A 23,408-nucleotide genomic window follows, 5' to 3' on the forward strand; every position below is an offset into this window, starting at 1 on the left:
ATTTAACCTGTTAATCACTGCGGGTTATTTTAGGATTTTACGGAGAATGGGATGTACAAAAACATATTATAATTTGTTGAATTTTATTGTATTTATTAATTTGAATTTGCCGCTTTGATTCCTTTTCATCCATAAATCCGAAAACCGTCCCGCTATTTTCCCCTGCGCTAATTCGCCTGCTTTAGTTGTGTATACTCGATCCCGTCTGAATTTCTTTTCAGGCATATCTCCATTCATTCAATGAAGGGAAGTAGTTATGAAGAAAATCCTGTATGGCATTTTTGCCATATCCGCGCTTGCGGCGACCTCTGCTTATGCAGCACCTGTGGAAGTGGGTGAGGCGGCAGGGTCGGCAGCGACGTCTGTGTCTGCGGGCAGTTCGACCGCAACCAGCGCCAGCACCGTAAGTTCGGCCGTGGGTGTCGCCCTGGCGGCGACCGGTGGTGGTGATGGCTCCAACACGGGAACCACGACCACAACAACCACCAGTACCCAGTAACAGCGGGTGCTTTAACCATAACCACACTTCGGTGTGGTTATTTTGCCCCTTCGGAGAAGAGTCGTGAAGCGACCCATTATTATCCTTCTTTGCCTGCTGCTTCAGGCATGTTCAGCCAGTACTAAAGGACTGGGACAATCCCTCTGGGACAGCCTGTTCGGCACACCCGGTGTTCAACTCACCGACGATGACATCCAGAACATGCCGTACGCCAGCCAGTATATGCAGCTCAACGGCGGTCCTCAGCTGTTTGTGGTGCTCGCTTTCTCAGAAAACGGGCAGCAGAAATGGGTGACACAGGATCAGGCCACCCTCGTGACCCGGCACGGCCGCATCATTAAAACGCAACTGGGCGGCGACAACCTGCTGGAGGTGAACAACCTGCAGGCCGATCCGCTGGCTAAACCTAATCAGATTGTCGATGGTGCGAGCTGGACGCGCACGATGGGCTGGACTGAGCATAAGCAGGTGCGCTACGCCACCGCGCGTTCGTCATTCCGCTGGGAGGGCACGGATACCCTGACGTTAGCGGGGGAAGAGACGCAGGTACGCGTGCTGGAAGAGACGGTCAGCACCGATCAGGCCCGCTGGCGCAACCGCTACTGGGTCGATGACGAGGGGCAAATTCGCCAGTCTGAGCAGTACCTTGGGGCGGACTATTTCCCGGTGAAAACCACCCTGATTAAGGCGGCAAAATCATGAAAAAACTCGCTATTGCCGTTTTGACCGTCGCGGCCATTGCACCGTTAACCACCTTCGCCGCCGGAAACATTGACGTCTATATCAACGGCGCGACGCAGCCGAAAAAACTCACCGACGCCGAACGGCTGGCGGATCTGGTCGCACAGCCGCGGCTGGCAGACAGCTGGTGGCCAGGGGCGGTGATCAGCGAACGTCAGTCCACCGTTGCCGCGAAACAGCAGCATCAGACGCTGCTCGCCCGGCTGACAACGCTCGCCGCGGAAGAGGGCGGTGATGACGGCGCGGCCATTAACGCGCTGCGCCAGCAGTTGCAGGGCATCAACGTGACGGGGCGCCAGTTGGTGAATCTCGATCCAGACGTGGTGCGGGTGAAACCGGGCGCCAACCCGCCGCTACAGGGCGATTACACCCTGTGGGTGGGCCATCAGCCTTCCACGGTGCGCCTGTTCGGTTTACTCAGTCGCCCGGGCACGCAGCCGTTCACACCAGAGCGTGATGTGGCGAGCTATCTCGACGATCAGAGCCTGCTCAGCGGCGCTGACCGCAGCTACGCCTGGGTGATTTACCCTGACGGGCGAACGCAAAAAGCGCCGGTGGCGTACTGGAACAAACGCCACGTTGAACTGATGCCGGGAAGCGTTATTTTTGTCGGCTTTGCCGATTCCCTGTGGACGAAGAAAAACGACGAACTGAATGCCGATATTCTTCACTCACTCACACAGCGGATACCTGAATAATGAAAACAAGATTTCTCTTTAGCCTGCTGGCGTTGGGTGTGAGCGCCGCCTGCCATGCAGAAACCTATCCGGCGCCGATAGGGCCGTCCCAGTCCGACTTTGGCGGCGTGGGGCTGCTGCAGACGCCCACCGCGCGTATGGCGCGGGAAGGGGAACTGAGCATCAACTATCGCGATAACGATCAGTATCGCTACTACTCCGGTTCGGTACAGTTGTTCCCCTGGCTGGAAACCACGCTGCGCTATACCGACGTACGTACCCGCGAGTACAGCAGCGTAGATGCGTTCTCGGGCGATCAGACCTACAAAGACAAAGCGTTCGATCTCAAGCTGCGGCTATGGGAAGAGAGCTACTGGCTGCCGCAGGTGGCGGTGGGCGCGCGGGATATCGGCGGTACCGGCCTGTTTGATGCGGAATACATCGTCGCCAACAAAGCCTGGGGGCCGTTCGATTTCTCGCTGGGTCTCGGCTGGGGCTATCTTGGCACCAGCGGCAACGTGAAAAACCCGCTCTGTTCCTACAGCGATAAATTCTGCTATCGCGATAACAGCTACCGCCAGGCGGGTTCGGTGGACGGCAGCCAGATGTTCCACGGGCCGACCTCGCTGTTTGGCGGCGTTGAATACCAGACGCCATGGCAGCCGCTGCGTCTGAAGCTGGAGTACGAAGGCAACGATTACAGCCAGGAATTCGCCGGTAAAATCGANNATCCGCAGATTCAGGTGAAAGGCGACACGCTGTACGTCACCGGCGAGCAGGTGAAATACCGCGACTCGCGTGAAGGCATTGAGCGTGCCAACCGTATCATCATGAACGATCTACCGGACGGGATCCGCACCATCCGCATCACCGAAAACCGCCTCAATATGCCGCAGGTGACAACGGAAACTGACGTCGCCAGCCTGCGTAACCATCTGGCGGGCGAGCCGTTAGGTCATGAAACGCCGCTGGCGCAAAAACGCATCGAACCGGTGGTGCCGGAGAAAACGGAGCAGGGCTGGTATATCGACAAGTCACGTTTCAATGTGCATATCGACCCGGTGCTGAACCAGTCCATCGGCGGCCCGGAAAGCTTCTACATGTATCAGTTGGGCGTGATGGGCACCGCAGACTGGTGGGTGACTGATCACCTGATCACCACCGGCAGCCTGTTTGCTAACGTTGCCAACAACTACGACAAGTTCAACTACACCAATCCGCCGCGGGACACACACCTGCCGCGCGTCAGAACCCATGTGCGTGAATATGTGGAAAACGATATTTACGTCAACAACCTGCAGGCCAACTATCTTCAGTATTTCGGCAACGGGTTCTACGGCCAGGTGTACGGCGGTTATCTGGAGACTATGTTCGGCGGCGCGGGCGCTGAAGTGCTTTATCGTCCGGTCGACAGCAACTGGGCGCTTGGTATTGATGCGAACTATGTGAAGCAGCGTGACTGGCGCAGCGCGCAGGACATGATGAAATTCACCGACTACAGCGCTAAAACCGGTCACCTTACGGCATACTGGACGCCGCCGTTTGCCCAGGATGTGCTGATCAAAGCCAGCGTCGGTCAGTATCTGGCTGGTGATAAGGGCGGTACGCTGGAAGTGGCGAAACACTTCGACAGCGGCGTGGTGGTCGGCGCTTACGCCACCCTCACCAACGTGTCGCCGGAAGAGTACGGCGAAGGGGATTTCACCAAAGGCGTGTACGTGTCTGTGCCGCTGGATATCTTCTCGTCCGGCCCGACTCGCAGCCGCGCAGCGATAGGCTGGACGCCGCTGACGCGTGACGGTGGTCAGAAACTGGGACGTAAGTTCCAGCTGTATGACATGACCAGCGATCGCAGCATTAACTTCCGTTGATGCTTTATTGCCGGGCGGCGCTGCGTTTGCCCGGCAATAAGCATAAATAAAAAATATAGATCTCTGTCACATTTTTGCGTTATACAGGAGACTCGCCCCGCGACAGAGGTGCTGTTATGACGTCACTCACTCGCCCCCGTGTTGAGTTCATCTCCACCATTCTCCAGACCGTGTTGAATCTGGGTCTGTTGACCCTTGGGTTGATTCTGGTCGTTTTCCTCGGCAAAGAGACGCTGCATCTGGCAGATGTCCTGCTCGCTCCTGAGCAAACCAGCAAGTACGCGCTGGTGGAAGGGCTGGTGGTCTACTTTCTCTACTTTGAGTTTATCGCCCTGATTGTGAAGTACTTTCAGTCGGGCTTTCACTTTCCGCTGCGCTATTTCATCTACATTGGGATCACCGCTATCGTGCGGTTGATCATTGTCGATCACAAATCCCCGCTGGATGTGCTGATCTATTCGGCGGCGATCCTGCTTTTGGTGATCACGCTATGGCTTTGTAACTCTAAGCGGCTGAAACGCGAATAAAAAAAGGGCGGCCCGAAGGCCGCCTGAACAGTCACAATTATTCGCAATGAACAGCATTTGAGGGTTGCAGTGGCATAACAATGAAACTTAACCTTTCACGCCGCCGGACGTCAGTCCGCTCACCAGCCAGCGCTGCGCCAGCAGGAACACGAGAGTGATAGGGATCGCGGACAGCACCGCCGCCGCGGCAAAATCGCCCCACAGGTAATTTTGCGGATTCAGGTATTGCTGCATTCCTACCGCCAGCGTGTAGCTGTTAACATCACGCAGCAGCAGCGAGGCGACCGGTACTTCGGTGATCGCGGCGATAAACGACAGAATAAACACCACCGCCAGAATCGGTACCGACAGCGGCAGCAGCACCACGNNGGCGTATAGCGCCACCAGCGACAGCACCGCCGGGAACATCTGGAAAATCAGCATCCCTTTCAGCAGCGTCGCTTTACCCGGGAAACGCATACGGGCAAAAGCGTAGGCGCAGGTAGTGGAGAGCGCCACGATGCCAATGGCGGTGATCCCGGCGATTTTCACCGAGTTCCACAGCCACAGCAGCACCGGGAACGGCGGCGGCGTAACGNNCGAAGTTGCCTTCGCGCAGGGAAATCGCGACCACCATCAGCAGCGGAAACATGATCGCCGCGATGAAAACAAGCAGCAGCAGGTGCGTGATAAAGAGGCGCAGCTTCTGAGATTTCGGTTGTACCATTGCCATCGTCTGTCCCTCCTTAGTCAAATTTCATGCGGGTGGCTTTCAGGTTCACAATCGCCAGCGCGCCCACCAGCAGGAAGATGATCGTGGCGATCGCCGCCGCGAGTCCGAAGTCCTGCCCGCCGCCGCCTTCAAAGGCGATGCGGTAGGTGTAGCTCNNCAGCAGGTCGGTATAACCCGCCGGGGTGGTGGTGCCGAGGCGATCCGGTCCGCCGTTGGTCAGCAACTGGATCAGTACGAAGTTGTTAAAGTTGAAGGCGAAGCTGGCGATCATCAGCGGCGTCAGCGGTTTGATCAGCAGCGGCAACGTGATCCTGAAGAAGTTCTGGAACGGACCCGCGCCGTCCATCGCCGAGGCTTCGTACAGATCGTCCGGGATCGCCTTCAGCAGCCCCATGCAGAGGATCATCATGTACGGATAGCCGAGCCAGGTGTTGACGATGATAATCATCGCGCGGGCGGTGGTCGGGTCGCTGAACCACGCCGGTCGGATGCCAAACAGCGTGCTCAGCATCATGTTGATTTCACCAAAGCTCTGGTTGAACAACCCTTTGAAAATCAAAATAGATATGAACGACGGCACCGCGTAGGGCAAAATCAGCAGCACGCGGTAAATCGCTTTGCCTTTCAGCGACTCCCACTGCACCACGCAGGCCAGCACCATGCCGACGGCCACGGTCAGCAGTACAGTCAGCACTGAAAACACCACCGTCCAGACGAAAATCGCCAGGAACGGCTTTTGAATCCCCTCGTCGTTGAAGACGCGGGTGAAGTTATCCCAGCCAATGGTCACGGTATAACCGGGGCTGAGTTTTTCGTCGCCCCAACTGCCATCAGCGTTAATGGACTGATAGAAACCGGCGCTGTTGTTCGGACGATATTTTGTGCCGCTCTGATTGTTGGTCAGCACCTCATCACTGCCCAGCGAGTACAGCGGGCGCGTGCCGGAGAACTGCCGCAGCGAACTCATCACCACTTTGCTCTCATCCGGCAGGAACGCGGTCAGCTGGTTCAGCGCCTGACGATTCTGGGTGATGACGCGCAGGTTAGCCCGCTCGCCTTCCGGCAACGCATCCGTTTCCTTGAGGGTGAGCTTCTGCTCGCCGCCCAGGGTAAAGGTGTCGGAGAGATAGTTTTTCCCGCTTTCCCCATCGGTCAGCGCCAGCTTCCACGCGTTCCCTTCAGGATATAAACCAAAGTTGAAGGCTTTCCCGGCCTGGTACGAGCGGTCCATCAGCACCTGCTGCGCACGTTCAAACGTCAGTTGGTTGGTGCTGCTGTAGTTGGTGAAGGCGATGGCGATGGTGCAGATCAGCGGAAACAGCACAAACAGGCCCATCCCGGCGACGCCAGGGTACACATAGCGCCAGGCATAGGCTTTGCGATGAGCGAAAATATACAGGCCAACTGAGCTTAAAATCAGCGTCATGATGGCGAACAGGTACTCTCCCTGGGCGTACATTAAAACAACAAGGTAACCCACCAGCAGGCCGAGCACGCCTATGACTAACCACTTCAGGGCGTCGCTTTGCCACCAGTGCTTCTTTTTAATGACATCCATGGGGTTCTTCCTCTACAACGGTGGAAACTTATCGTCAGGTGGCGCTGCGCTTACCTGACCTACGGATCGTGCCGTAGTCGTAGGGCGGGTAAGCGCACGCGCCNATCTACAGTCTGACGACCGCTGGCTGCGTTGATCACCGCCGTGCGGGTGGCGTACCAGAAGGCGGCCATCTGCGGGATGTTCGGCATGATTTCGCCTTTCTGGGCGTTATCCATCGTCGCTGCAATGCGCGGATCTTTCGCTAAAGTATCCTGGAAGGATTTCAGCGCCACAGCGCCCAGCGGTTTGTCCTTGTTCACCGCGTCCAGACCCTGATCGGTCAGCAAATAATTTTCAAGGAACTCTTTCGCCAGCTCTTTGTTCGGGCTTGCAGCGTTGATCCCGGCGCTCAGTACGCCAACGAACGGTTTAGACGGTTTGCCTTTGAACGTCGGCAGCAGGGTGACGCCGTAGTTGATCTTGCTCTTGTCGATGTTGGACCAGGCCCACGGACCGTTGATGGTCATCGCGGTTTCGCCTTTGTTGAATGCCGCTTCCGCAATGGAGTAATCGGTATCGGCGTTCATGTGTTTGTTCTTGATAAGATCAACCAGGAAGGTCAGACCCGCTTTCGCGCCCGGGCTGTCGACGCCGACATCTTTCACGTCATATTTGCCGTTTTCATACTTAAAGGCGTAACCGCCATCTGCGGCGATCAGCGGCCAGGTGAAGTACGGTTCCTGCAGGTTGAACATCAGTGCGGACTTCCCTTTCGCTTTCAGTTCTTTATCCAGCGCCGGGATCTCTTCCCAGCTTTTCGGCGGGTTCGGCACGAGATCTTTGTTATAGATAAGCGACAGGGCTTCGACAGCGATCGGATAGGCGATCAGCTTGCCGTTGTAGCGAACGGCGTCCCAGGTAAAGGGATAGAGCTTGTCCTGGAAGGCTTTATCCGGCGAGACTTCCGCCAGCAGGCCTGACTGTGCATAGCCGCCAAAACGGTCGTGCGCCCAGAAAATAATGTCCGGACCATCGCCCGTCGCCGCAACCTGCGGGAATTTCTCTTCCAGCTTGTCCGGGTGCTCAACGGTCACTTTAATGCCCGTGTCTTTTTCGAATTTTTGACCAACCTCGGCAAGGCCGTTGTAGCCTTTGTCGCCGTTAATCCAGATGACCAGCTTTCCTTCTTCAATCTTGGCGAGGGCAGAGGCGGAGAACATCATCGTGGTCAATGCGGACAGCGCGAGGATGCGAGCGCCAGTTTTGATTTTCATATATCCCGTCCTTTTTGGTGTGTGCTCGTGGATACACTTCAGTGGCTTAACGACGATGAGTTTCCTTATTTAGCAACCCCTTTCCATCCTCCCTTTGTCTACGCCCCGCCCCCGGTTTGTGTGATCTGTGTTACATAAAATGGAGTTATGAGTGTCAGCGCACATAAAAACGCCCCCATTTTTGTAACGACCATCACAAAATTCCTCAGCGCCCACCGTCCCCGGTGGCAGAGCCTGCCCTCTCATCCTCCCGCCTCCTCCCCCATAAAAAACCCGGGGGGTGGAGGATTCACGCCCTTAATCAATGGCGCATAGTCAGCCCAACTTGAATGTGTCTGTTGGTGACAGGTTGTAACGAAGGGAGAAGGGCATGGCGAGCGTACAGCTGCGAAATGTAACGAAAGCCTGGGGCGAAGTGGTGGTGTCAAAAAACATCAACCTCGACATTCACGAAGGGGAATTCGTGGTGTTCGTCGGTCCGTCAGGCTGTGGTAAATCGACGCTGCTGAGAATGATCGCGGGACTCGAAACGATTACCAGTGGGGATCTGCTGATTGGCGATACCCGAATGAATGATGTTCCCCCTGCCGAGCGCGGCGTGGGGATGGTTTTCCAGTCCTATGCGCTGTATCCCCACCTTTCCGTCGCGGAAAACATGTCGTTTGGTCTCAAGCTGGCGGGTGCCAAAAAAGACGTGATTCAACAGCGGGTGACACAGGTGGCCGAAGTGCTGCAACTGGCGCATCTGCTGGATCGCAAACCAAAAGCGCTCTCCGGCGGTCAGCGGCAGCGCGTGGCGATTGGCCGCACGTTGGTGGCCGAGCCGAACGTGTTCCTGCTTGATGAGCCGCTGTCGAACCTGGACGCGGCGCTGCGCGTGCAGATGCGCATTGAGATTTCCCGTCTGCACAAGCGACTGGGACGCACGATGATTTACGTCACCCACGATCAGGTCGAAGCGATGACGCTCGCCGACACCATCGTCGTGCTGGATGCCGGGCGCGTTGCCCAGGTGGGTAAGCCGCTCGAACTGTATCACTACCCGGCAGATCGTTTCGTCGCCGGGTTTATCGGCTCCCCCCANGCCGAACCGCCAGCGCGTCTGGCTGCCGGTGGACAGCGCGAACGTACAGGTGGGCGCCAACATGTCGTTGGGCATTCGTCCGGAGCACCTGTTACCCAGCGATATCGCGGACGTCACGCTGGAAGGCGACGTTCAGGTCGTCGAACAACTTGGTCACGAAACACAGATTCATATCCAGATCCCCGCCATCCGACAGAACCTGGTCTACCGCCAGTCTGACGTGGTGTTGGTAGAAGAGGGAGCCACATTCGCCATTGGTTTGCCGCCAGAGCGTTGTCATCTGTTCCGTGAGGATGGCACAGCTTGTCGTCGGCTGCACAAAGAGCCTGGCGTTTAAATCCCATAAAAATCAAGAGAAAAGCAATGATCTCAGGAGATAGAATGATGATTACTCTGCGCAAACTTCCACAGGTAGTTGCCGTCGCAGCAGGCGTTATGTCTGTTCAGGCAATGGCCGTTGATTTCCACGGGTACGCCCGTTCTGGCATTGGCTGGACCGGCAGCGGCGGCGAACAGCAATGTTTCCAGGCGACCGGTGCTCAAAGTAAGTATCGTCTCGGTAACGAATGTGAAACCTACGCCGAGCTGAAACTGGGACAGGAAGTCTGGAAAGAAGGCGATAAGAGCTTCTACTTCGATACTAACGTGGCCTACTCCGTTGCTCAGCAGAACGACTGGGAAGCCACCGATCCGGCGTTTCGTGAAGCAAACGTTCAGGGTAAAAACCTGATCGACTGGCTGCCTGGCTCCACCATCTGGGCCGGTAAGCGCTTCTACCAGCGTCATGACGTTCACATGATCGACTTCTACTACTGGGATATCTCTGGCCCGGGTGCCGGTCTGGAAAACATCGACGTTGGCTTCGGTAAACTCTCTCTGGCGGCAACCCGTTCTTCTGAAGCGGGCGGTTCTTCCTCTTTCGCCAGCAACAGCATTTATGACTACACCACCCGTACCGCGAATGACGTCTTCGACGTGCGTTTAGCGCAGATGGAAATCAACCCGGGCGGCACGCTGGAACTCGGCGTGGACTATGGTCGTGCGAACGAGCGTGACGGTTACTACCTGGTGGACGGCGCATCGAAAGATGGCTGGATGTTCACCGCTGAGCACACTCAGAGCATGCTGAAAGGCTACAACAAGTTTGTTCTGCAGTACGCCACCGACTCCATGACCTCGCAGGGCAAAGGTCTGTCACAAGGTTCCAGTATTGGCACCAGCGACAACATCAACTATGCCATGAACAACAACGGCAGCCTGTGGCGCGTGTTGGATCACGGGGCGATCTCCCTCGGCGACAGCTGGGACCTGATGTACGTTGGTATGTATCAGGACATCGACCTCGACAGCAACAACGGCACCAAGTGGTGGACCGTCGGCGTGCGCCCGATGTACAAGTGGACGCCAATCATGAGCACCCTGCTTGAAGTCGGCTACGACAACGTCAAATCCCAGGAAACTGGCGATACCAACAATCAGTACAAAATTACCCTGGCGCAACAGTGGCAGGCAGGCGACAGCATCTGGTCTCGTCCGGCTATCCGTCTGTTCGCAACCTACGCCAAGTGGGATGAAAAATGGGGCTATGCACCGGCCGGTAATGGCACGATCGCGGGTTACACCCCGGGTCAGGCCTATGCTGACACTGCTGCACGCACCTTTAGCCGTGGCGACAACGACGAGTGGTCCTTCGGCGCCCAGATGGAAATCTGGTGGTAATTTGAGTTAACCCGATGTAATGACCTGAAGAGGGGCGCAAGCCCCTCTCTCCTTAGGTTCAGCGCGCCATTGCCTGGCTACCGACTGGACCCTGTTTGAGGGAATAACGATGAAAATGAAAAAAAGTCTCGTCGCACTGAGTCTCTGTGCAGGTTTACTGGCAAGCGCACCCACAGTGACGTTCGCCGATGTGAATATTGTGCCGCAGAATACCTCTGCCGCACCGGCTATCCCCACCGACGCGCTCCAGCAACTGACCTGGACGCCGGTTGATCAATCCAAAACGCAATCGACCCAGCTTTCAACGGGCGGCCAGCAGCTTAACGTGCCTGGCATCAGCGGCCCGGTCGCCGCGTACAGCGTACCGGCCAATATCGGTGAGCTCTATCTGACGCTCAGTAGTGAAGTAGATAAAAGAACGCAGGTATTTGCGCCAAACGTGCTGATTCTCGATCAGAACATGACGCCTTCCGCCTATTTCCCGAGCAGCTATTTTACTTATCAGGAGCCGGGCGTGATGAGCGCCGATCGTCTGGAAGGCGAAATGCGCCTGACGCCAGCGCTCGGTCAGCAGAAAATTTACGTGCTGGTCTTCACCACGCCGCAGGATCTCCAGCAAACCACCACGCTGCTTGACCCGGCAAAAGCCTATGCGAAAGGCACCGGCAATGCCGTACCTGATATTCCGGATCCGATTGCCCGCCATGTAACTGACGGCACGGTGAAGCTGAAAGTGAAAACCTCGTCCGGCTCCAGCGTGCTGGTCGGTCCGCTGTTTGGCGCCTCTAAACCAGGCCCGGTGACGGTCGGCAATACGGCAGCACCGGCGTATGCCGCGCCGGTTGCGGCGGCTCCGGCTGCGCCTGCGAAACCGAGCGCGCCAGTGCTCAATGACACGGAAGCCTATTTCAACAACGCCATTAAGCAGGCGGTTGCCAAAGGTGATGTGGATAAAGCCCTGAAACTCCTGGACGAAGCTGAACGCCTCGGCTCGACATCTGCTCGTTCCACCTTTATCAGCAGTGTAAAAGGCAAGGGGTAACCGTTTCCCCGCAATGCTGATGTTTAGGCGAAGCCTTTCGGTGCGTCCACCCCGGGCGCACCTTTTTTGTTCTTCAGGTTCGTTACGTGCCTGTTACGCTAATGATCGTATATTGACGTTTCCCCGCCCCCGAAATCCGTTTTCTGCGTTACAATGCCACAAAGTTATGTATTGGAGACGTCAGGCATGACACATCCGGCACTCACGCAGCTGCGTGAGCTACGCTATTACGACGCAATTCCCTCTCTGGATCCGCAACTGCTGGACTGGCTGCTGCTGGAAGATTCCATGACCAAACGTTTTGAGCAGCAGGGCAAAACCATCACCGTGACTATGATCCGCGAAGGCTTTGTGACGCGCGATGCCATCGACGAAGAGCAGGCGCTGTTACCCGACGAGCCGCGCTACTGGCTGCGGGGAATCCTGTTATGTNNCGGGGCGCACCGTGGTGCCTGAATCCACGCTAACCGGTCCGGAGCTGGCATTGCAGCAGCTCGGCAACGTGCCGCTGGGTCGCTATTTGTTCACGTCGTCGTCCCTGACCCGGGATTTTATTGAAATCGGTCGCTATGCAGAGCTGTGGGGGCGTCGTTCCCGCCTTCGCCTGAGCGGGAAGCCGCTGTTGCTGACAGAGTTGTTTTTGCCTGCATCACCGCTGTATTAAGAGGTACAAAAAATGGAGTGGAGTCTTACGCAGAACAAGCTTTTGGCGTTTCATCGCCTGATGCGTACCGACAAACCGATTGGCGCGCTGTTGCTGCTCTGGCCGACGCTGTGGGCGTTGTGGCTGGGGGGGCCCGGGCGGTGTCTGGCTGATGCGCGCGGCGGGTTGCGTGGTGAACGACTATGCCGATCGTAAATTCGACGGCCACGTTAAACGCACGGCGCACCGTCCGCTGCCGAGCGGCGACGTCACCGAAAAAGAGGCGCGTACGCTGTTTGTCGTGCTGGTCGTGCTCTCCTTTTTGCTGGTGTTGACGCTCAACACCATGACCATTCTGCTCTCCGTGGCGGCGCTGGCGCTGGCCTGGGTTTATCCCTTTATGAAGCGCTACACGCATCTGCCGCAGGTGGTGCTGGGCGCGGCGTTTGGCTGGTCGATCCCGATGGCGTTCGCGGCGGTCAGCGAATCGCTGCCCCTGAGCTGCTGGTTGATGTTCCTCGCCAATATCCTGTGGGCGGNNGGCTTACGATACGCAGTATGCGATGGTCGATCGCGATGACGATCTGAAAATTGGCATTAAATCGACGGCGATTCTGTTCGGGCAATACGACAAGCTGATCATCGGTATTTTGCAGGTTGCGGTGCTGGCGCTGATGGTCGCCATCGGCATAATGAACCACCTCGGCTGGGCGTTTTACTGGTCGGTGGCGGTGGCCGGCGCGCTGTTTGTCTATCAGCAGAAGCTGATTAAAAACCGCGAGCGCGATGCCTGTTTCAAAGCGTTTATGAACAATAACTACGTCGGACTGGTGCTGTTTCTCGGGCTGGCGATGAGCTTTATGGCATAAAAAAGCCCTCTCCAGGGAGAGGGCTCTGTTCTGGGACGTTTACGCGTCCTGGCTGACGCTTTCAATCGTCAGACGAACATCTGACGTAATCAAATCTGCCAGAATCTGGTACACCTTCAGCGTCTCTTCCGGCTCGGCGTCACCTGTGTCGCTGATGTAGCCTTCATCACGCAACGTCAACACCAGCGTTGTAAATACCGCCTTGTCGAAGAACTCCGGCGCGTTAATGCCGTGCAGTACTGACAGACGTTGCGCCACGGTGCGGCTCTCTTTCTCCAGCGTACTGCGGTTAATGGCCGGGTTCGCGCTCAGCAGCCAGAAAGTAATGGCATAGCGCTGCAGCGTTTCGCGCGCGCCTGCCGCCAGCAGTTGCAGTGTGCGGGAGTGCGACGGATTAATAAAGATCTCGCCATCGTGCTGCGAAATCAGCTCCTGACGCTGCATTTCTGCCATCAGCGCATCAATCACGCCCGCCAGTTCTTCTTTTTCCCAGCGCAGGAATAGCTCGGCTTTCAGCAACGGATAGAGCATTTCCACATGGCTCAGCATATCGTCACGGGAGATGTGGCGATGCTGGGTGACGATCGCCGCCAGCAGTGACGGAATCATCAGCATATGAGTGATATTGTTGCGGTAATACGTCATCAGCACCGCCTGCTCGCGCGGCAGAATGATGATATCGCCGATGGTGTCTTTCTCGACTTCGAACTTGTTCATTTGCAACGCGTGGTCGATCAGCGCGCTGGCGGATACGGACGGCACGGTGGAATCCGGGGAATACGGCACATTGCGCATCAGCTCGAGGTAGCACTCCAGTTGCTGCGTTAACTGCTCTCTGGTCAGAGAACGCTGGCGGGAGGCCAGCAGCGCCGTACAGCACAGGTTCATGGCGTTCGCCGCACCAGCGTTGTTGATGCGCACCATCAGATCGGCGGCGATGTCATTCACCGTCGGCGTCAGCCAGGCCGGACGCACTGCTTCGATGGGATCGATCGCCTCGCGCCAGTTCGGCACATGGTGATTCAGGTAGGTCATTAGCGGCAACGGCTCGCCAAAGTTCACATAACCCTGGCCAAGATTACGCAGCTTGCTTAGCCCGCGCACCATCTGCGGCAGACTCTCTTTCTCTTTGGTCGCGCCGCGCAGCTCTTTCGCGTAGGTGCCCACTTCCATCACATGTTCGTAACCGATGTAGATCGGCACCAGGGTGATCGGACGGGTGCCGCCGCGCAGCATCGCCTGAATGGTCATCGACAGCGTGCCGGTTTTCGGATCCAGCAAACGGCCGGTGCGCGAACGCCCGCCTTCCACAAAGTATTCAACGGAATAACCGCGGCTGAACAGCTCGCCCAGATATTCGCGGAATACGGTGGAGTAGAGCTTGTTGCCCTTGAAGGTACGACGGATGAAGAACGCGCCGAGCCGACGGAAAATCGGTCCGGCGGGCCAGAAGTTCAGGTTGATCCCCGCCGCGATGTGCGGCGGCACCAGCCCCTGGTGATAAAGCANCATGTGGCTGCGGTGGCAGGGCACATAGACGATTTCGTGGCCGTCGTGCGCCAACTGGCGTACACGCTCGGCGTTATGCACGTTAATCCCCTGATACAACCGGTTCCAGGTAAACCCAAGGATGCGGTCGGTCAGGCGAATCATCTCATAGGAGAAGTTGGCGGCAATCTCTTCCATCAGCGCGATGGCGTTTTGCTGCGCTTTCTCATGGGAGATTTTTTTGCTGCGCGCTTCGTCTTCCACCGCCCGGGCGATAGCTTTTGAGGCCAGCAGCTTGTTGAACAGATCCTGACGCGCCGGCAGTCGCGGGCCTACCGCCGCCAGACGCTGACGGGCAAAGTGCATTCGCGCCACCCGCGCCAGTTTCTGGGCGNTTTATCCGTACCGTGCTCGGTGGCCATCCAGCGCATCGAGACGGAAGGGGAGAAACGCACAAAGCTGTCGCGGCCAAGCCAGGTGACGGCGAAAAATTTTTGAATGCCGTTCAGCATCCGCAGCGGCGGGTTTTCCTCGCCTTTATCACGCCCCGGCGAACGACCAAACATCACCGACACGGGAACCATCTGCACGTCGAGATCCGGATTGCTGCGATGCAGATCCAGATAGTTATGGAACAGTTTGATGGACTCTTCTTTGGGCGCGTAATAGGTGAAGACGCGCGGCCCGCCGTGGATAAACACGTAGCGTGGCAGCACGGTGCCGTCGATTTCGAGCGGCTCCAGCGGATCGGGTAAATCATGCGCCAGACATTGGGCGCGCAAGGTCAGCAAGTCTGCCTTAGAGTTGTAAGGCAAAACGTACATAATAGGGCGCGACGTATCGAGCCCTAACTCCTGAGCAGGTTCTGCCGGAATCGACTTGCTTTTTACCAGTACACTTAATGGTAAATTCAGTAATTTGTAGTAAATTCGTGGCCAGCCGGACATAAACGATGTAAAGCCTCTGGTTAATGATGCAAATGCGCGGCAAGAATAACAGAAAGCGTACAGAATATCTGTGGTAAGCCGTCATACTTCATGCCGCAGCGGTTCAGGCCGAAGCGTGAATTATTCCGGTTAATACCCGTACTTGTCATTGACGCACATAACAAAAGGTTCTTTTTGATGGCTAATAATACCACCGGGTTAACCCGAATCATCAACGCGGCGGGATATTCCTGGAAAGGAATACGCGCGGCGTGGGTCAACGAAGCCGCGTTTCGTCAGGAAGGTGTCGCCGCCATCGTTGCGATTATCATTGCCTGCTGGCTGGATGTCGATGCCATCACGCGGGTGTTGCTGATTGGCTCCGTCCTGTTGGTGATGATAGTGGAAATCATCAACAGCGCGCTGGAAGCCGTGGTGGACCGCATCGGGACGGAACGCCATGAACTCTCTGGCCGCGCGAAGGATATGGGCTCGGCGGCGGTGCTGTTTGCGATTATTATCGCGCTGATGACCTGGGTCACGCTGTTATGGTCGCATTTTCGATAACGCTTCCAGAATTGACGAAGACACTGGTTTTTTATGCTTTTTGTGGTTTCAAAATGGGCGTTAACTGTATATACTCACAGCATAACTGTATATACACCCAGGGGGCGGAATGAAAGCGTTAACGACCAGGCAGCAAGAGGTGTTTGATCTCATTCGGGATCACATCAGCCAGACGGGCATGCCACCGACGCGTGCGGAAATCGCTCAGCGCTTGGGGTTCCGTTCCCCGAATGCCGCTGAAGAACACCTGAAAGCGCTGGCGCGTAAGGGCGTTATTGAGATCGTTTCAGGCGCCTCTCGCGGTATCCGCCTGCTGGTTGAAGAAGAAGAAGGGTTGCCGCTGATTGGCCGTGTTGCCGCGGGCGAACCGCTGCTGGCGCAGCAGCACATTGAAGGTCATTATCAGGTTGACCCGGCTATGTTCAAACCGAGTGCGGATTTCCTGCTGCGCGTCAGCGGTATGTCCATGAAAGACATCGGTATTATTGATGGCGACCTGTTAGCTGTCCATAAAACGCAGGATGTCCGCAACGGCCAGGTGGTTGTCGCGCGCATTGATGACGAAGTGACCGTTAAGCGCCTGAAAAAACAGGGCAACACGGTTGAGCTGTTGCCAGAAAACAGCGAGTTTTCCCCTATCGTGGTGGATCTGCGCAACCAGAGCTTTACCATTGAAGGGCTGGCCGTCGGCGTCATTCGCAACGGCGAGTGGTTGTAACCTCCCTTTCCGTACTGCGGCGCAATGCGTGCCGCAGTGTGCGCATCGTTTTACCTCAGGCATTTCCCCATGCAATTTTTCAACGCAGCCGATAAGGCGTTGTGGCGTCTGGCGCTGCCGATGATTTTCTCCAATATCACCGTGCCTTTGCTTGGGCTGGTGGATACCGCCGTGATTGGTCATCTCGACAGTGCCGTCTACCTCGGTGGCGTTGCCGTTGGGGCGACCGCGACCAGCTTCCTGTTTATGCTGTTGCTGTTTCTGCGTATGAGCACTACGGGGCTCACCGCGCAGGCGTTTGGCGCAAAAGATCCGCTGGCGCTGGCGAGAGCGCTGGTGCAGCCGTTATTGATGGCGCTCGGAGCCGGGGTGCTAATCGTGCTGCTGCGTGGGCCGATCATTGATCTCGCGTTGCACATCGTTGGCGGCAGCGATGCCGTGCTGGAGCAGGCGCGACGGTTTCTGGCGATCCGCTGGCTGAGCGCCCCCGCGTCGCTGGCGAATCTGGTGCTGCTGGGGTGGCTGCTGGGCGTTCAGTATGCCCGCGCGCCGGTGATCCTGCTGGTGGTCGGCAATATCCTGAATATCGTTCTCGATCTCTGGCTGGTGATGGGCCTTCACCTGAACGTGCAGGGGGCGGCGCTGGCGACGGCAATTGCTGAATATGCCACGTTCATCATTGGCCTGTTGATGGCACGTCGGGTTCTGGCGCTGCGCGGTGTTTCGCTGGCGTTGTTGAAACAGGCGTGGCGCGGCAATTTCCGTCGGCTGCTGGCGCTCAATCGCGACATCATGCTGCGTTCCCTGCTGTTACAACTATGCTTCGGCGCGATTACCGTTTTCGGTGCCCGTCTGGGCGGCGATATCGTAGCGGTCAACGCCGTGCTCATGACCATGCTGACCTTTACCGCCTATGCGCTGGATGGCTTCGCCTATGCTGTCGAAGCGCATTCCGGGCAGGCTTACGGCGCGAGAGACGGCAGCCAACTGCTGCACGTCTGGCGCGCGGCGTGTCGTCAGTCCGGGCTGGTGGCGCTGGCATTTGCGCTGGTTTACCTGGCGGCGGGAGAACAAATTGTCGCTATGCTCACGTCTCTGCCGTCGCTGCAACAGCTGGCCGATCGCTACGTCATCTGGCAGGTTATTTTGCCGGTGATCGGTGTCTGGTGTTACCTGCTGGACGGCATGTTCATCGGCGCGACCCGCGGGGCGGAGATGCGTAACAGTATGGCCGTCGCGGCGGCCGGATTTGCCTTAACGCTACTGACGGTGCCGACGCTGGGCAATCATGGTTTGTGGCTGTCGCTGGCCGTCTTCCTGGCGTTGCGCGGGCTGTCGCTGGCGTGGATCTGGCGACGTCACTGGCAACACAACACATGGTTTGCCTGATGGTTAAATATTCTGAATATCGAACCGGGTTCAGTAGTCTCGTCTAAACTTGTTATTACGTTCAGCAGAAAGCGAAGGGCTGACGAGATTTTTTTAACAACCGAACGATGAGGATTTGATGATGAATAAAGACGAAATCGGCGGTAACTGGAAACAACTGAAAGGCAAAGCGAAAGAGCAGTGGGGTAAACTCACTGACGATGACTTCACGGTAATCGAAGGTCGCCGTGACCAGCTGGTCGGGCGTATTCAGGAACGTTATGGCTACGCAAAAGATCNNCCGGAACGACTACCACTGGTAAAACAGTCTCTACCCGAGATACACGGACGTACAACCCTCAGGGCGGCTTTTTGCCGCCCGCTCTGTTTTTAGCGCGGTTTTTTCTTCATCTGAATGGAGTGATCGTGACCGCATTCGCCAGGGTGGCGGCAGGCTTCCACCTCCACACAAGCCGCGCACAGACCATGCGCTTCAATCACGTTATGGCGCAATGCAAACCCCATCCGGGCCGCCAGCGTATGCAGAATATCTTCAACCCCTTCCGCACCTTCTTCTTTGACCACGCCACAGCGATCGCAAATAAACATCGCTGACGTATGCGTGGGCTGATCAAACAGATGGCACAGCACATAACTGTTGGTGGATTCCACTTTATGCACGAAGCCCTGTTCCAGCAAAAACTCCAGCGCCCGGTAGACGGTCGGCGGTTTTGCCTGAGGTTCGGCTTCACGCAGCAGATCCAGAAGATCGTAGGCGCTGATGGCGCCAGGTTGCAGGCTCATCAGGCGTAGCACCTCAAGGCGCTGCGGAGTCAGGCGTACACCGCGTTGCGCACAGGCTTTCTCGGCATGAGCTAACAGCGCTTGCGAAGTCGTCTTGTCCATGATGCATCCTCTGGTTGCGTGGAATTTAATCCCTTACTTTACCATGTAATGGCGGAAACACCGAGATCCGCGCTGATCGTCGGCGACGATCGGTCTGCGTTTTAAAATTCCAGTAATCCGAAACTTTCCAGAAAAGAAAATTCTCATCTATAAATAGTGAGGGACGACACAGATTATAACGAATACAGTGGCTCCCTCTGGGGTTAATCCCGCGTGAAACGCGTTTTTTTCATCGTTATTCACAGCAATAGTTCACCCCTTTTCAGGTGATAACTGGAAAGGGACAGACATTCATCTGCATATAACGAGCATACTGTGAAAAAAAACGTGAAATTTTCGATGTTGCCAGTGGCACTCACTTTCCTGATGGCAAATCAGGCAAGTGCAACGGATTTTGGCGCGGAAACGCGAAACAACGCGATGGGGGGAACGGGCGTCGCCTCATCCCGTTACGGTAGCGCGGTGTTCAACAACCCGGCGCTGCTGGCCAAAGCGCAACCAGACGATGACATCACGTTGGTCTTCCCGTCGATTGGCGCGCAGATCAGCGATAAAGACAACCTGCGCGATAAAATCGATGATATCAGCGACGATGTAGACAACTATCGCGATACCCTGGATAACCTGAATCTGACCGATCTCTTTATTCCCGGCTCGCCCGGGTATCGTCAGGTCTCCTCTGCGGCGGGCTCGCTTGCCGATCAACTGGAATCCCTGAAAGGGAAAACCGCCAGCGCGAAAGCCGCAGGCGGGATTGCGGTGAGCATTCCTAACGACACGCTGTCTGTTGCCTTTGTGGCGAAAGCCAACGCCCGCGCGCGGGTCAGTTCGTATATCGATCAGGGTGATATCGATCAACTGAGAGCGATTCAGGCGGTGCCCGCCACGGCGCTGACGGTGGATCCTGATAATCTCAAATCCACTGGCTTTGGTCGTGCGGCGATTGTTTCCGACTATGGCGTGGCTGTGGCACGGCAGTTTGATATTGGCGGCGTGCCGGTCTCGGTGGGCATTACGCCGAAGCTGCAAAAAACCTGGCTCTACAACTACACGGTGTCGATCTACAGCTACAACAGCGGCGATCTCAAAAACAGCCGTTACCGTAATGACGACACCGGGTTTAACGTCGACGCCGGGCTGGCTGCTGATTTTGGCGAAAACTGGACCGTCGGCTTAAGCGGTCAGAACCTGATGTCGCGCGATATCGACACTAAAGAGGTGGGCGGCGTGCGCGATACGTACCAGATTAGCCCGCTGGTGACGGCCGGCGTCGCGTGGCACAACGATTTGGTGACGCTTACCGCGGATGGCGATCTGACAGAAACGAAAGGTTTCAAAAGCGAAGAAGATTCGCAGTACGTCGGCGTCGGTGCGGAAGTGCAGCCGCTGAGCTGGCTGGCGGTACGCGCTGGTTATCGTGCGGATGTGAAAAGTAACGACAGCAATGTCTTCACCGCCGGTGTTGGTTTTGCGCCGTTCAACCGCGTGCATCTTGATCTGATGGGCCTGTATGGCGAAGACGAAACCTGGGGTGCCGGGGCGCAGTTGAGCATGACATTCTGATGTTAGCCGGAGGTTCACGCCTCCGGTTTATCTTTATGCTATAGTAGCGCCCCTTTTTACCCGGATGCTTAATAATTCGCCATGCTGCAAGAGACCTCGTCATCTGTTTTCCCTGCTCACCGTTTCTCCATCGCGCCCATGCTGGACTGGACAGACAGACATTGCCGATATTTTCTGCGTCTGCTGTCACGCCACACGCTGCTGTACACGGAGATGGTCACCACGGGGGCGATAATTCATGGTAAAGGCGATTATCTGGCCTACAGCGACGAAGAACATCCGGTCGCGTTACAGCTCGGCGGCAGCGATCCGGCGCAGCTGGCGCATTGCGCAAAACTCGCTGAAGCGCGTGGTTATGACGAAATCAACCTGAACGTTGGCTGCCCGTCTGATCGTGTTCAGAATGGCATGTTTGGCGCCTGCCTGATGGGCAATGCGCAACGGGTCGCGGACTGTGTGAAGGCGATGCGCGACGTGGTGTCGGTGCCCGTCACGGTTAAAACGCGTATCGGCATCGACGATCAGGACAGCTACGAATTTCTGTGCGATTTCATCAGCACCGTGTCCGGCCGTGGTGAGTGTGATACGTTCATCATTCATGCGCGCAAAGCCTGGCTTTCCGGCCTGAGTCCAAAAGAGAACCGCGAAATCCCGCCGCTGGACTACCCGCGCGTCTGGCAGCTCAAGCGTGATTTCCCGCATCTGACGATGTCGATCAACGGTGGCATAAAAACGCTGGAAGAGGCGAAAATGCATCTACAGCATATGGATGGCGTGATGGTGGGCCGCGAGGCGTACCAGAACCCGGGTATTCTCGCTTCGGTTGACCGGGATATTTTCGGCGCTGACGTGGCTGACGCCGATCCGGTCGCCGTGGTGCGCGCGATGTACCCCTACATCGAACGCGAGCTCAGTAACGGCACCTATCTGGGGCATATCACCCGCCATATGCTCGGCCTGTTCCAGGGTATTCCTGGCGCGCGTCAGTGGCGCCGTTATCTCAGCGAAAATGCTCACAAAGCGGGTGCCGACATTAACGTGCTGGAGCAGGCGTTGCAGCTCGTGGCGAATAAGCGTTAATTTTTCACTATTATTTCGTCAAATTCGCCACGCCCTGAAACGCCTTTCAGGGCGTTTTTCTTTCTATTCAATGCGTTAACTTCTGGCACGTTTCTTGTAATACCCCATGCAGAGCAACAATGACTTTTTGGGAGAGAGCACCATGCTGGAACTGTTATTTGTGATTGGATTTTTCGTCATGCTGCTGATGACGGGGGTATCATTGCTGGGGATCCTGGTGGCTATCGTCGTGGCGACAGCGCTGATGTTCGTTGGCGGTCTGCTGGCGATGATGCTTAAACTGCTGCCCTGGCTGCTGCTGGCGGTTGCGGTGGTGTGGGTGATCCGGCTTATCAAAGAACCGAAAATTCCGCAGTACCGCCGCAATGACCGTTGGCGTTACTGATTGATTGTGCAGGGGATCACAACCTGAGAAGTTTTGCAGAAAAGTACTTAGGTTTTGCGAAATAAATCTGTCACTATCCCGCAGTAACGAATTCATCGAGCTGTACCCTACAAACAGCCGAACAAAAAAGAAAGGGCTTCCACCACGGTGGAAGCCCACATTTTTTATGGAATCAACAGGCTGGAGCCCTGCGTTGCGCGGCTTTCCAGCACCTCATGGGCTTTCTGCGCATCGCGCAATGCGTATTTCTGATTGTCCGCCACGTCCACTTTAATCACGCCGCTGGCGATCAGCGAAAACAGTTCATTGCTGGCTTCTTCCAGCTCTTCACGCGTTGTGATGTAGCCCTGCAAAGACGGACGCGTGGCATACAGCGACCCTTTCTGATTAAGAATGCCGAGGTTAACGCCGGTGACTGCGCCTGACGAGTTACCGAAACTGACCATCAGACCACGGCGCTGCAGGCAATCCAGTGACGCTTCCCACGTATCTTTACCCACCGAGTCATACACCACGCGCACTTTTTTGCCGTCGGTGATCTCCTTCAGCCGCTCAACCACGCTCTCTTCACGATAGTTAATGACCTGCCAGGCACCAGCCTCTTTCGCCCGCTGCGCTTTCTGCGCGCTGCCGACGGTGCCAATCAACTTCGCACCCAGCGCTTTGGCCCACTGGCAGGCAATCAGCCCCACGCCACCGGCCGCCGCGTGGAACAGAAACTGTTCGTCCGGCTTCACTTCATAGGTTTTACGCAGCAGATAAAAAACGGTCAGCCCTTTAAGGAAAGCGGCGGCGGCCTGTTCATAAGAAATGGCAGACGGAAGGAGCGCGGCTTTATCGGCAGGCACGTTGTGTACCGAACTGTAAGCGCCCAGTGCGGACTGCGCATACACTACGCGATCGCCTGCTTTAATATGCGTAACGTTGCGGCCAACTTTGCTGACGATGCCCGCGGCCTCGGTGCCGATACCGCTCGGCAGGGACGGCGGCGGGTAAAGTCCTCCGCGAATATAGGTGTCGATATAGTTAATACCGATGGCCTTGTTTTCCACCTGGATCTCGTTGTCGGCGGGGTCTGCGGGGGTAAACTCGACCGCTTTCAGTACCTCAGGACCACCATGCTGGTGAAATTCGATTCGTGTTGCCATGCTTCCTCCTGAACTCTGTGATAATCTTACGACCCAATATCAGGCTCGGTAACTCCATTCA

The 23,408-nt window shown here is 56.4% G+C and carries 18 protein-coding genes and 5 pseudogenes; 17 read left to right on the forward strand and 6 right to left on the reverse strand.

Features of this window, described 5'->3' with window-relative positions:
• The first annotated feature begins 256 nt into the window (after window positions 1-256).
• The 5 genes from yjbE to psiE all read left to right on the forward strand — a co-directional run bounded on the left by yjbE (window position 257) and on the right by psiE (window position 4,315).
• Complete coding sequence (yjbE, locus tag GM30_RS03970; RefSeq protein ID WP_038158418.1) at window positions 257-499, forward strand: exopolysaccharide production protein YjbE; 243 nt, start codon at window positions 257-259, stop codon at window positions 497-499.
• A gap of 63 nt (window positions 500-562) precedes the next feature.
• Window positions 563-1,201: a YjbF family lipoprotein gene (locus tag GM30_RS03975; RefSeq protein ID WP_049847577.1), complete on the forward strand. Its 639-nt coding sequence runs from the start codon at window positions 563-565 to the stop codon at window positions 1,199-1,201.
• On the forward strand, window positions 1,198-1,938 hold the full coding sequence (locus GM30_RS03980; protein ID WP_049847578.1) for a capsule biosynthesis GfcC family protein: 741 nt from the start codon (window positions 1,198-1,200) through the stop codon (window positions 1,936-1,938). The genes GM30_RS03975 and GM30_RS03980 overlap by 4 nt, the downstream gene beginning before the upstream one ends.
• A complete protein-coding gene (locus tag GM30_RS03985; protein WP_049847579.1) occupies window positions 1,938-3,788 on the forward strand; it encodes a YjbH domain-containing protein in 1,851 nt (616 codons plus the stop codon). Before GM30_RS03980 ends, GM30_RS03985 begins: the two co-directional genes overlap by 1 nt.
• A 116-nt stretch (window positions 3,789-3,904) precedes the next feature.
• The gene (psiE, locus tag GM30_RS03990) at window positions 3,905-4,315 is read left to right on the forward strand and encodes a phosphate-starvation-inducible protein PsiE (RefSeq protein ID WP_049847580.1); all 411 of its coding nucleotides are present in this window, start codon (window positions 3,905-3,907) and stop codon (window positions 4,313-4,315) included.
• A gap of 87 nt (window positions 4,316-4,402) precedes the next feature.
• Here psiE and GM30_RS03995 read toward each other — a convergent pair.
• The 3 genes and pseudogenes from GM30_RS03995 to malE all read right to left on the reverse strand — a co-directional run bounded on the left by GM30_RS03995 (window position 4,403) and on the right by malE (window position 7,841).
• A pseudogene (locus GM30_RS03995) lies at window positions 4,403-5,027 on the reverse strand (ABC transporter permease).
• A 13-nt stretch (window positions 5,028-5,040) separates the two neighbouring features.
• The gene (gene malF / locus GM30_RS04000; RefSeq protein ID WP_049847581.1) at window positions 5,041-6,585 is read right to left on the reverse strand and encodes a maltose ABC transporter permease MalF; all 1,545 of its coding nucleotides are present in this window, start codon (window positions 6,583-6,585) and stop codon (window positions 5,041-5,043) included.
• Between the two features lie 59 nt (window positions 6,586-6,644).
• Window positions 6,645-7,841 (reverse strand): maltose/maltodextrin ABC transporter substrate-binding protein MalE, encoded by a 1,197-nt coding sequence (malE, locus tag GM30_RS04005; protein ID WP_049847582.1) that lies wholly within the window; start codon window positions 7,839-7,841, stop codon window positions 6,645-6,647.
• Between the two features lie 370 nt (window positions 7,842-8,211).
• Here malE and ugpC point away from each other — a divergent pair.
• The 5 genes and pseudogenes from ugpC (at window position 8,212) to ubiA (ending at window position 13,198) form a co-directional block, all read left to right on the forward strand.
• Window positions 8,212-9,262, forward strand: a pseudogene (gene ugpC, locus GM30_RS04010) (sn-glycerol-3-phosphate ABC transporter ATP-binding protein UgpC).
• A 44-nt stretch (window positions 9,263-9,306) separates the two neighbouring features.
• Complete coding sequence (locus GM30_RS04015; protein ID WP_155483916.1) at window positions 9,307-10,644, forward strand: maltoporin; 1,338 nt, start codon at window positions 9,307-9,309, stop codon at window positions 10,642-10,644.
• A gap of 109 nt (window positions 10,645-10,753) precedes the next feature.
• The gene (malM, locus tag GM30_RS04020; protein ID WP_049847583.1) at window positions 10,754-11,686 is read left to right on the forward strand and encodes a maltose operon protein MalM; all 933 of its coding nucleotides are present in this window, start codon (window positions 10,754-10,756) and stop codon (window positions 11,684-11,686) included.
• Window positions 11,687-11,872: 186 nt separating this feature from the next.
• Window positions 11,873-12,350, forward strand: a pseudogene (gene ubiC / locus GM30_RS04025) (chorismate lyase).
• Window positions 12,351-12,362: 12 nt separating this feature from the next.
• Window positions 12,363-13,198: pseudogene (ubiA, locus tag GM30_RS25970) on the forward strand (4-hydroxybenzoate octaprenyltransferase).
• 39 nt (window positions 13,199-13,237) lie between these two features.
• On the opposite strand, the pseudogene plsB reads toward ubiA, so the two are convergent.
• Window positions 13,238-15,633, reverse strand: a pseudogene (gene plsB / locus GM30_RS04035) (glycerol-3-phosphate 1-O-acyltransferase PlsB).
• A 177-nt stretch (window positions 15,634-15,810) separates the two neighbouring features.
• On the opposite strand from plsB, the gene GM30_RS04040 reads away from it, so the two are divergent.
• The 4 genes from GM30_RS04040 to GM30_RS27005 all read left to right on the forward strand — a co-directional run bounded on the left by GM30_RS04040 (window position 15,811) and on the right by GM30_RS27005 (window position 18,659).
• Window positions 15,811-16,179, forward strand: a complete 369-nt coding sequence (locus GM30_RS04040; RefSeq protein WP_049847584.1) for a diacylglycerol kinase — start codon at window positions 15,811-15,813, stop codon at window positions 16,177-16,179.
• Between the two features lie 109 nt (window positions 16,180-16,288).
• On the forward strand, window positions 16,289-16,897 hold the full coding sequence (gene lexA / locus GM30_RS04045; RefSeq protein WP_049847585.1) for a transcriptional repressor LexA: 609 nt from the start codon (window positions 16,289-16,291) through the stop codon (window positions 16,895-16,897).
• A 69-nt stretch (window positions 16,898-16,966) separates the two neighbouring features.
• Window positions 16,967-18,286 (forward strand): MATE family efflux transporter DinF, encoded by a 1,320-nt coding sequence (dinF, locus tag GM30_RS04050; protein WP_049847586.1) that lies wholly within the window; start codon window positions 16,967-16,969, stop codon window positions 18,284-18,286.
• Between the two features lie 121 nt (window positions 18,287-18,407).
• Complete coding sequence (locus GM30_RS27005) at window positions 18,408-18,659, forward strand: CsbD family protein (RefSeq protein WP_049847587.1); 252 nt, start codon at window positions 18,408-18,410, stop codon at window positions 18,657-18,659.
• On the opposite strand, the gene zur is transcribed toward GM30_RS27005, so the two are convergent.
• Window positions 18,656-19,171 (reverse strand): zinc uptake transcriptional repressor Zur, encoded by a 516-nt coding sequence (gene zur, locus GM30_RS04060; protein ID WP_049847588.1) that lies wholly within the window; start codon window positions 19,169-19,171, stop codon window positions 18,656-18,658. The genes GM30_RS27005 and zur overlap by 4 nt on opposite strands.
• A gap of 315 nt (window positions 19,172-19,486) precedes the next feature.
• Here zur and GM30_RS04065 point away from each other — a divergent pair, with 315 nt between their 5' ends.
• From GM30_RS04065 to pspG, 3 genes are all read left to right on the forward strand, one after another.
• A complete protein-coding gene (locus GM30_RS04065) occupies window positions 19,487-20,734 on the forward strand; it encodes a conjugal transfer protein TraF (protein WP_049847589.1) in 1,248 nt (415 codons plus the stop codon).
• An 81-nt stretch (window positions 20,735-20,815) separates the two neighbouring features.
• On the forward strand, window positions 20,816-21,814 hold the full coding sequence (gene dusA, locus GM30_RS04070; protein WP_049847590.1) for a tRNA dihydrouridine(20/20a) synthase DusA: 999 nt from the start codon (window positions 20,816-20,818) through the stop codon (window positions 21,812-21,814).
• A 142-nt stretch (window positions 21,815-21,956) separates the two neighbouring features.
• Window positions 21,957-22,199, forward strand: a complete 243-nt coding sequence (gene pspG / locus GM30_RS04075; protein ID WP_049847601.1) for an envelope stress response protein PspG — start codon at window positions 21,957-21,959, stop codon at window positions 22,197-22,199.
• 164 nt (window positions 22,200-22,363) lie between these two features.
• Here the strand turns inward: pspG and GM30_RS04080 are convergent, their stop codons facing one another.
• Window positions 22,364-23,347, reverse strand: a complete 984-nt coding sequence (locus GM30_RS04080; RefSeq protein WP_049847591.1) for a quinone oxidoreductase — start codon at window positions 23,345-23,347, stop codon at window positions 22,364-22,366.
• Window positions 23,348-23,408 lie beyond the last annotated feature (61 nt).

This window comes from Trabulsiella odontotermitis (genome assembly GCF_001188485.1).
GTDB classification, from domain to species: domain Bacteria; phylum Pseudomonadota; class Gammaproteobacteria; order Enterobacterales; family Enterobacteriaceae; genus Trabulsiella; species Trabulsiella odontotermitis_A.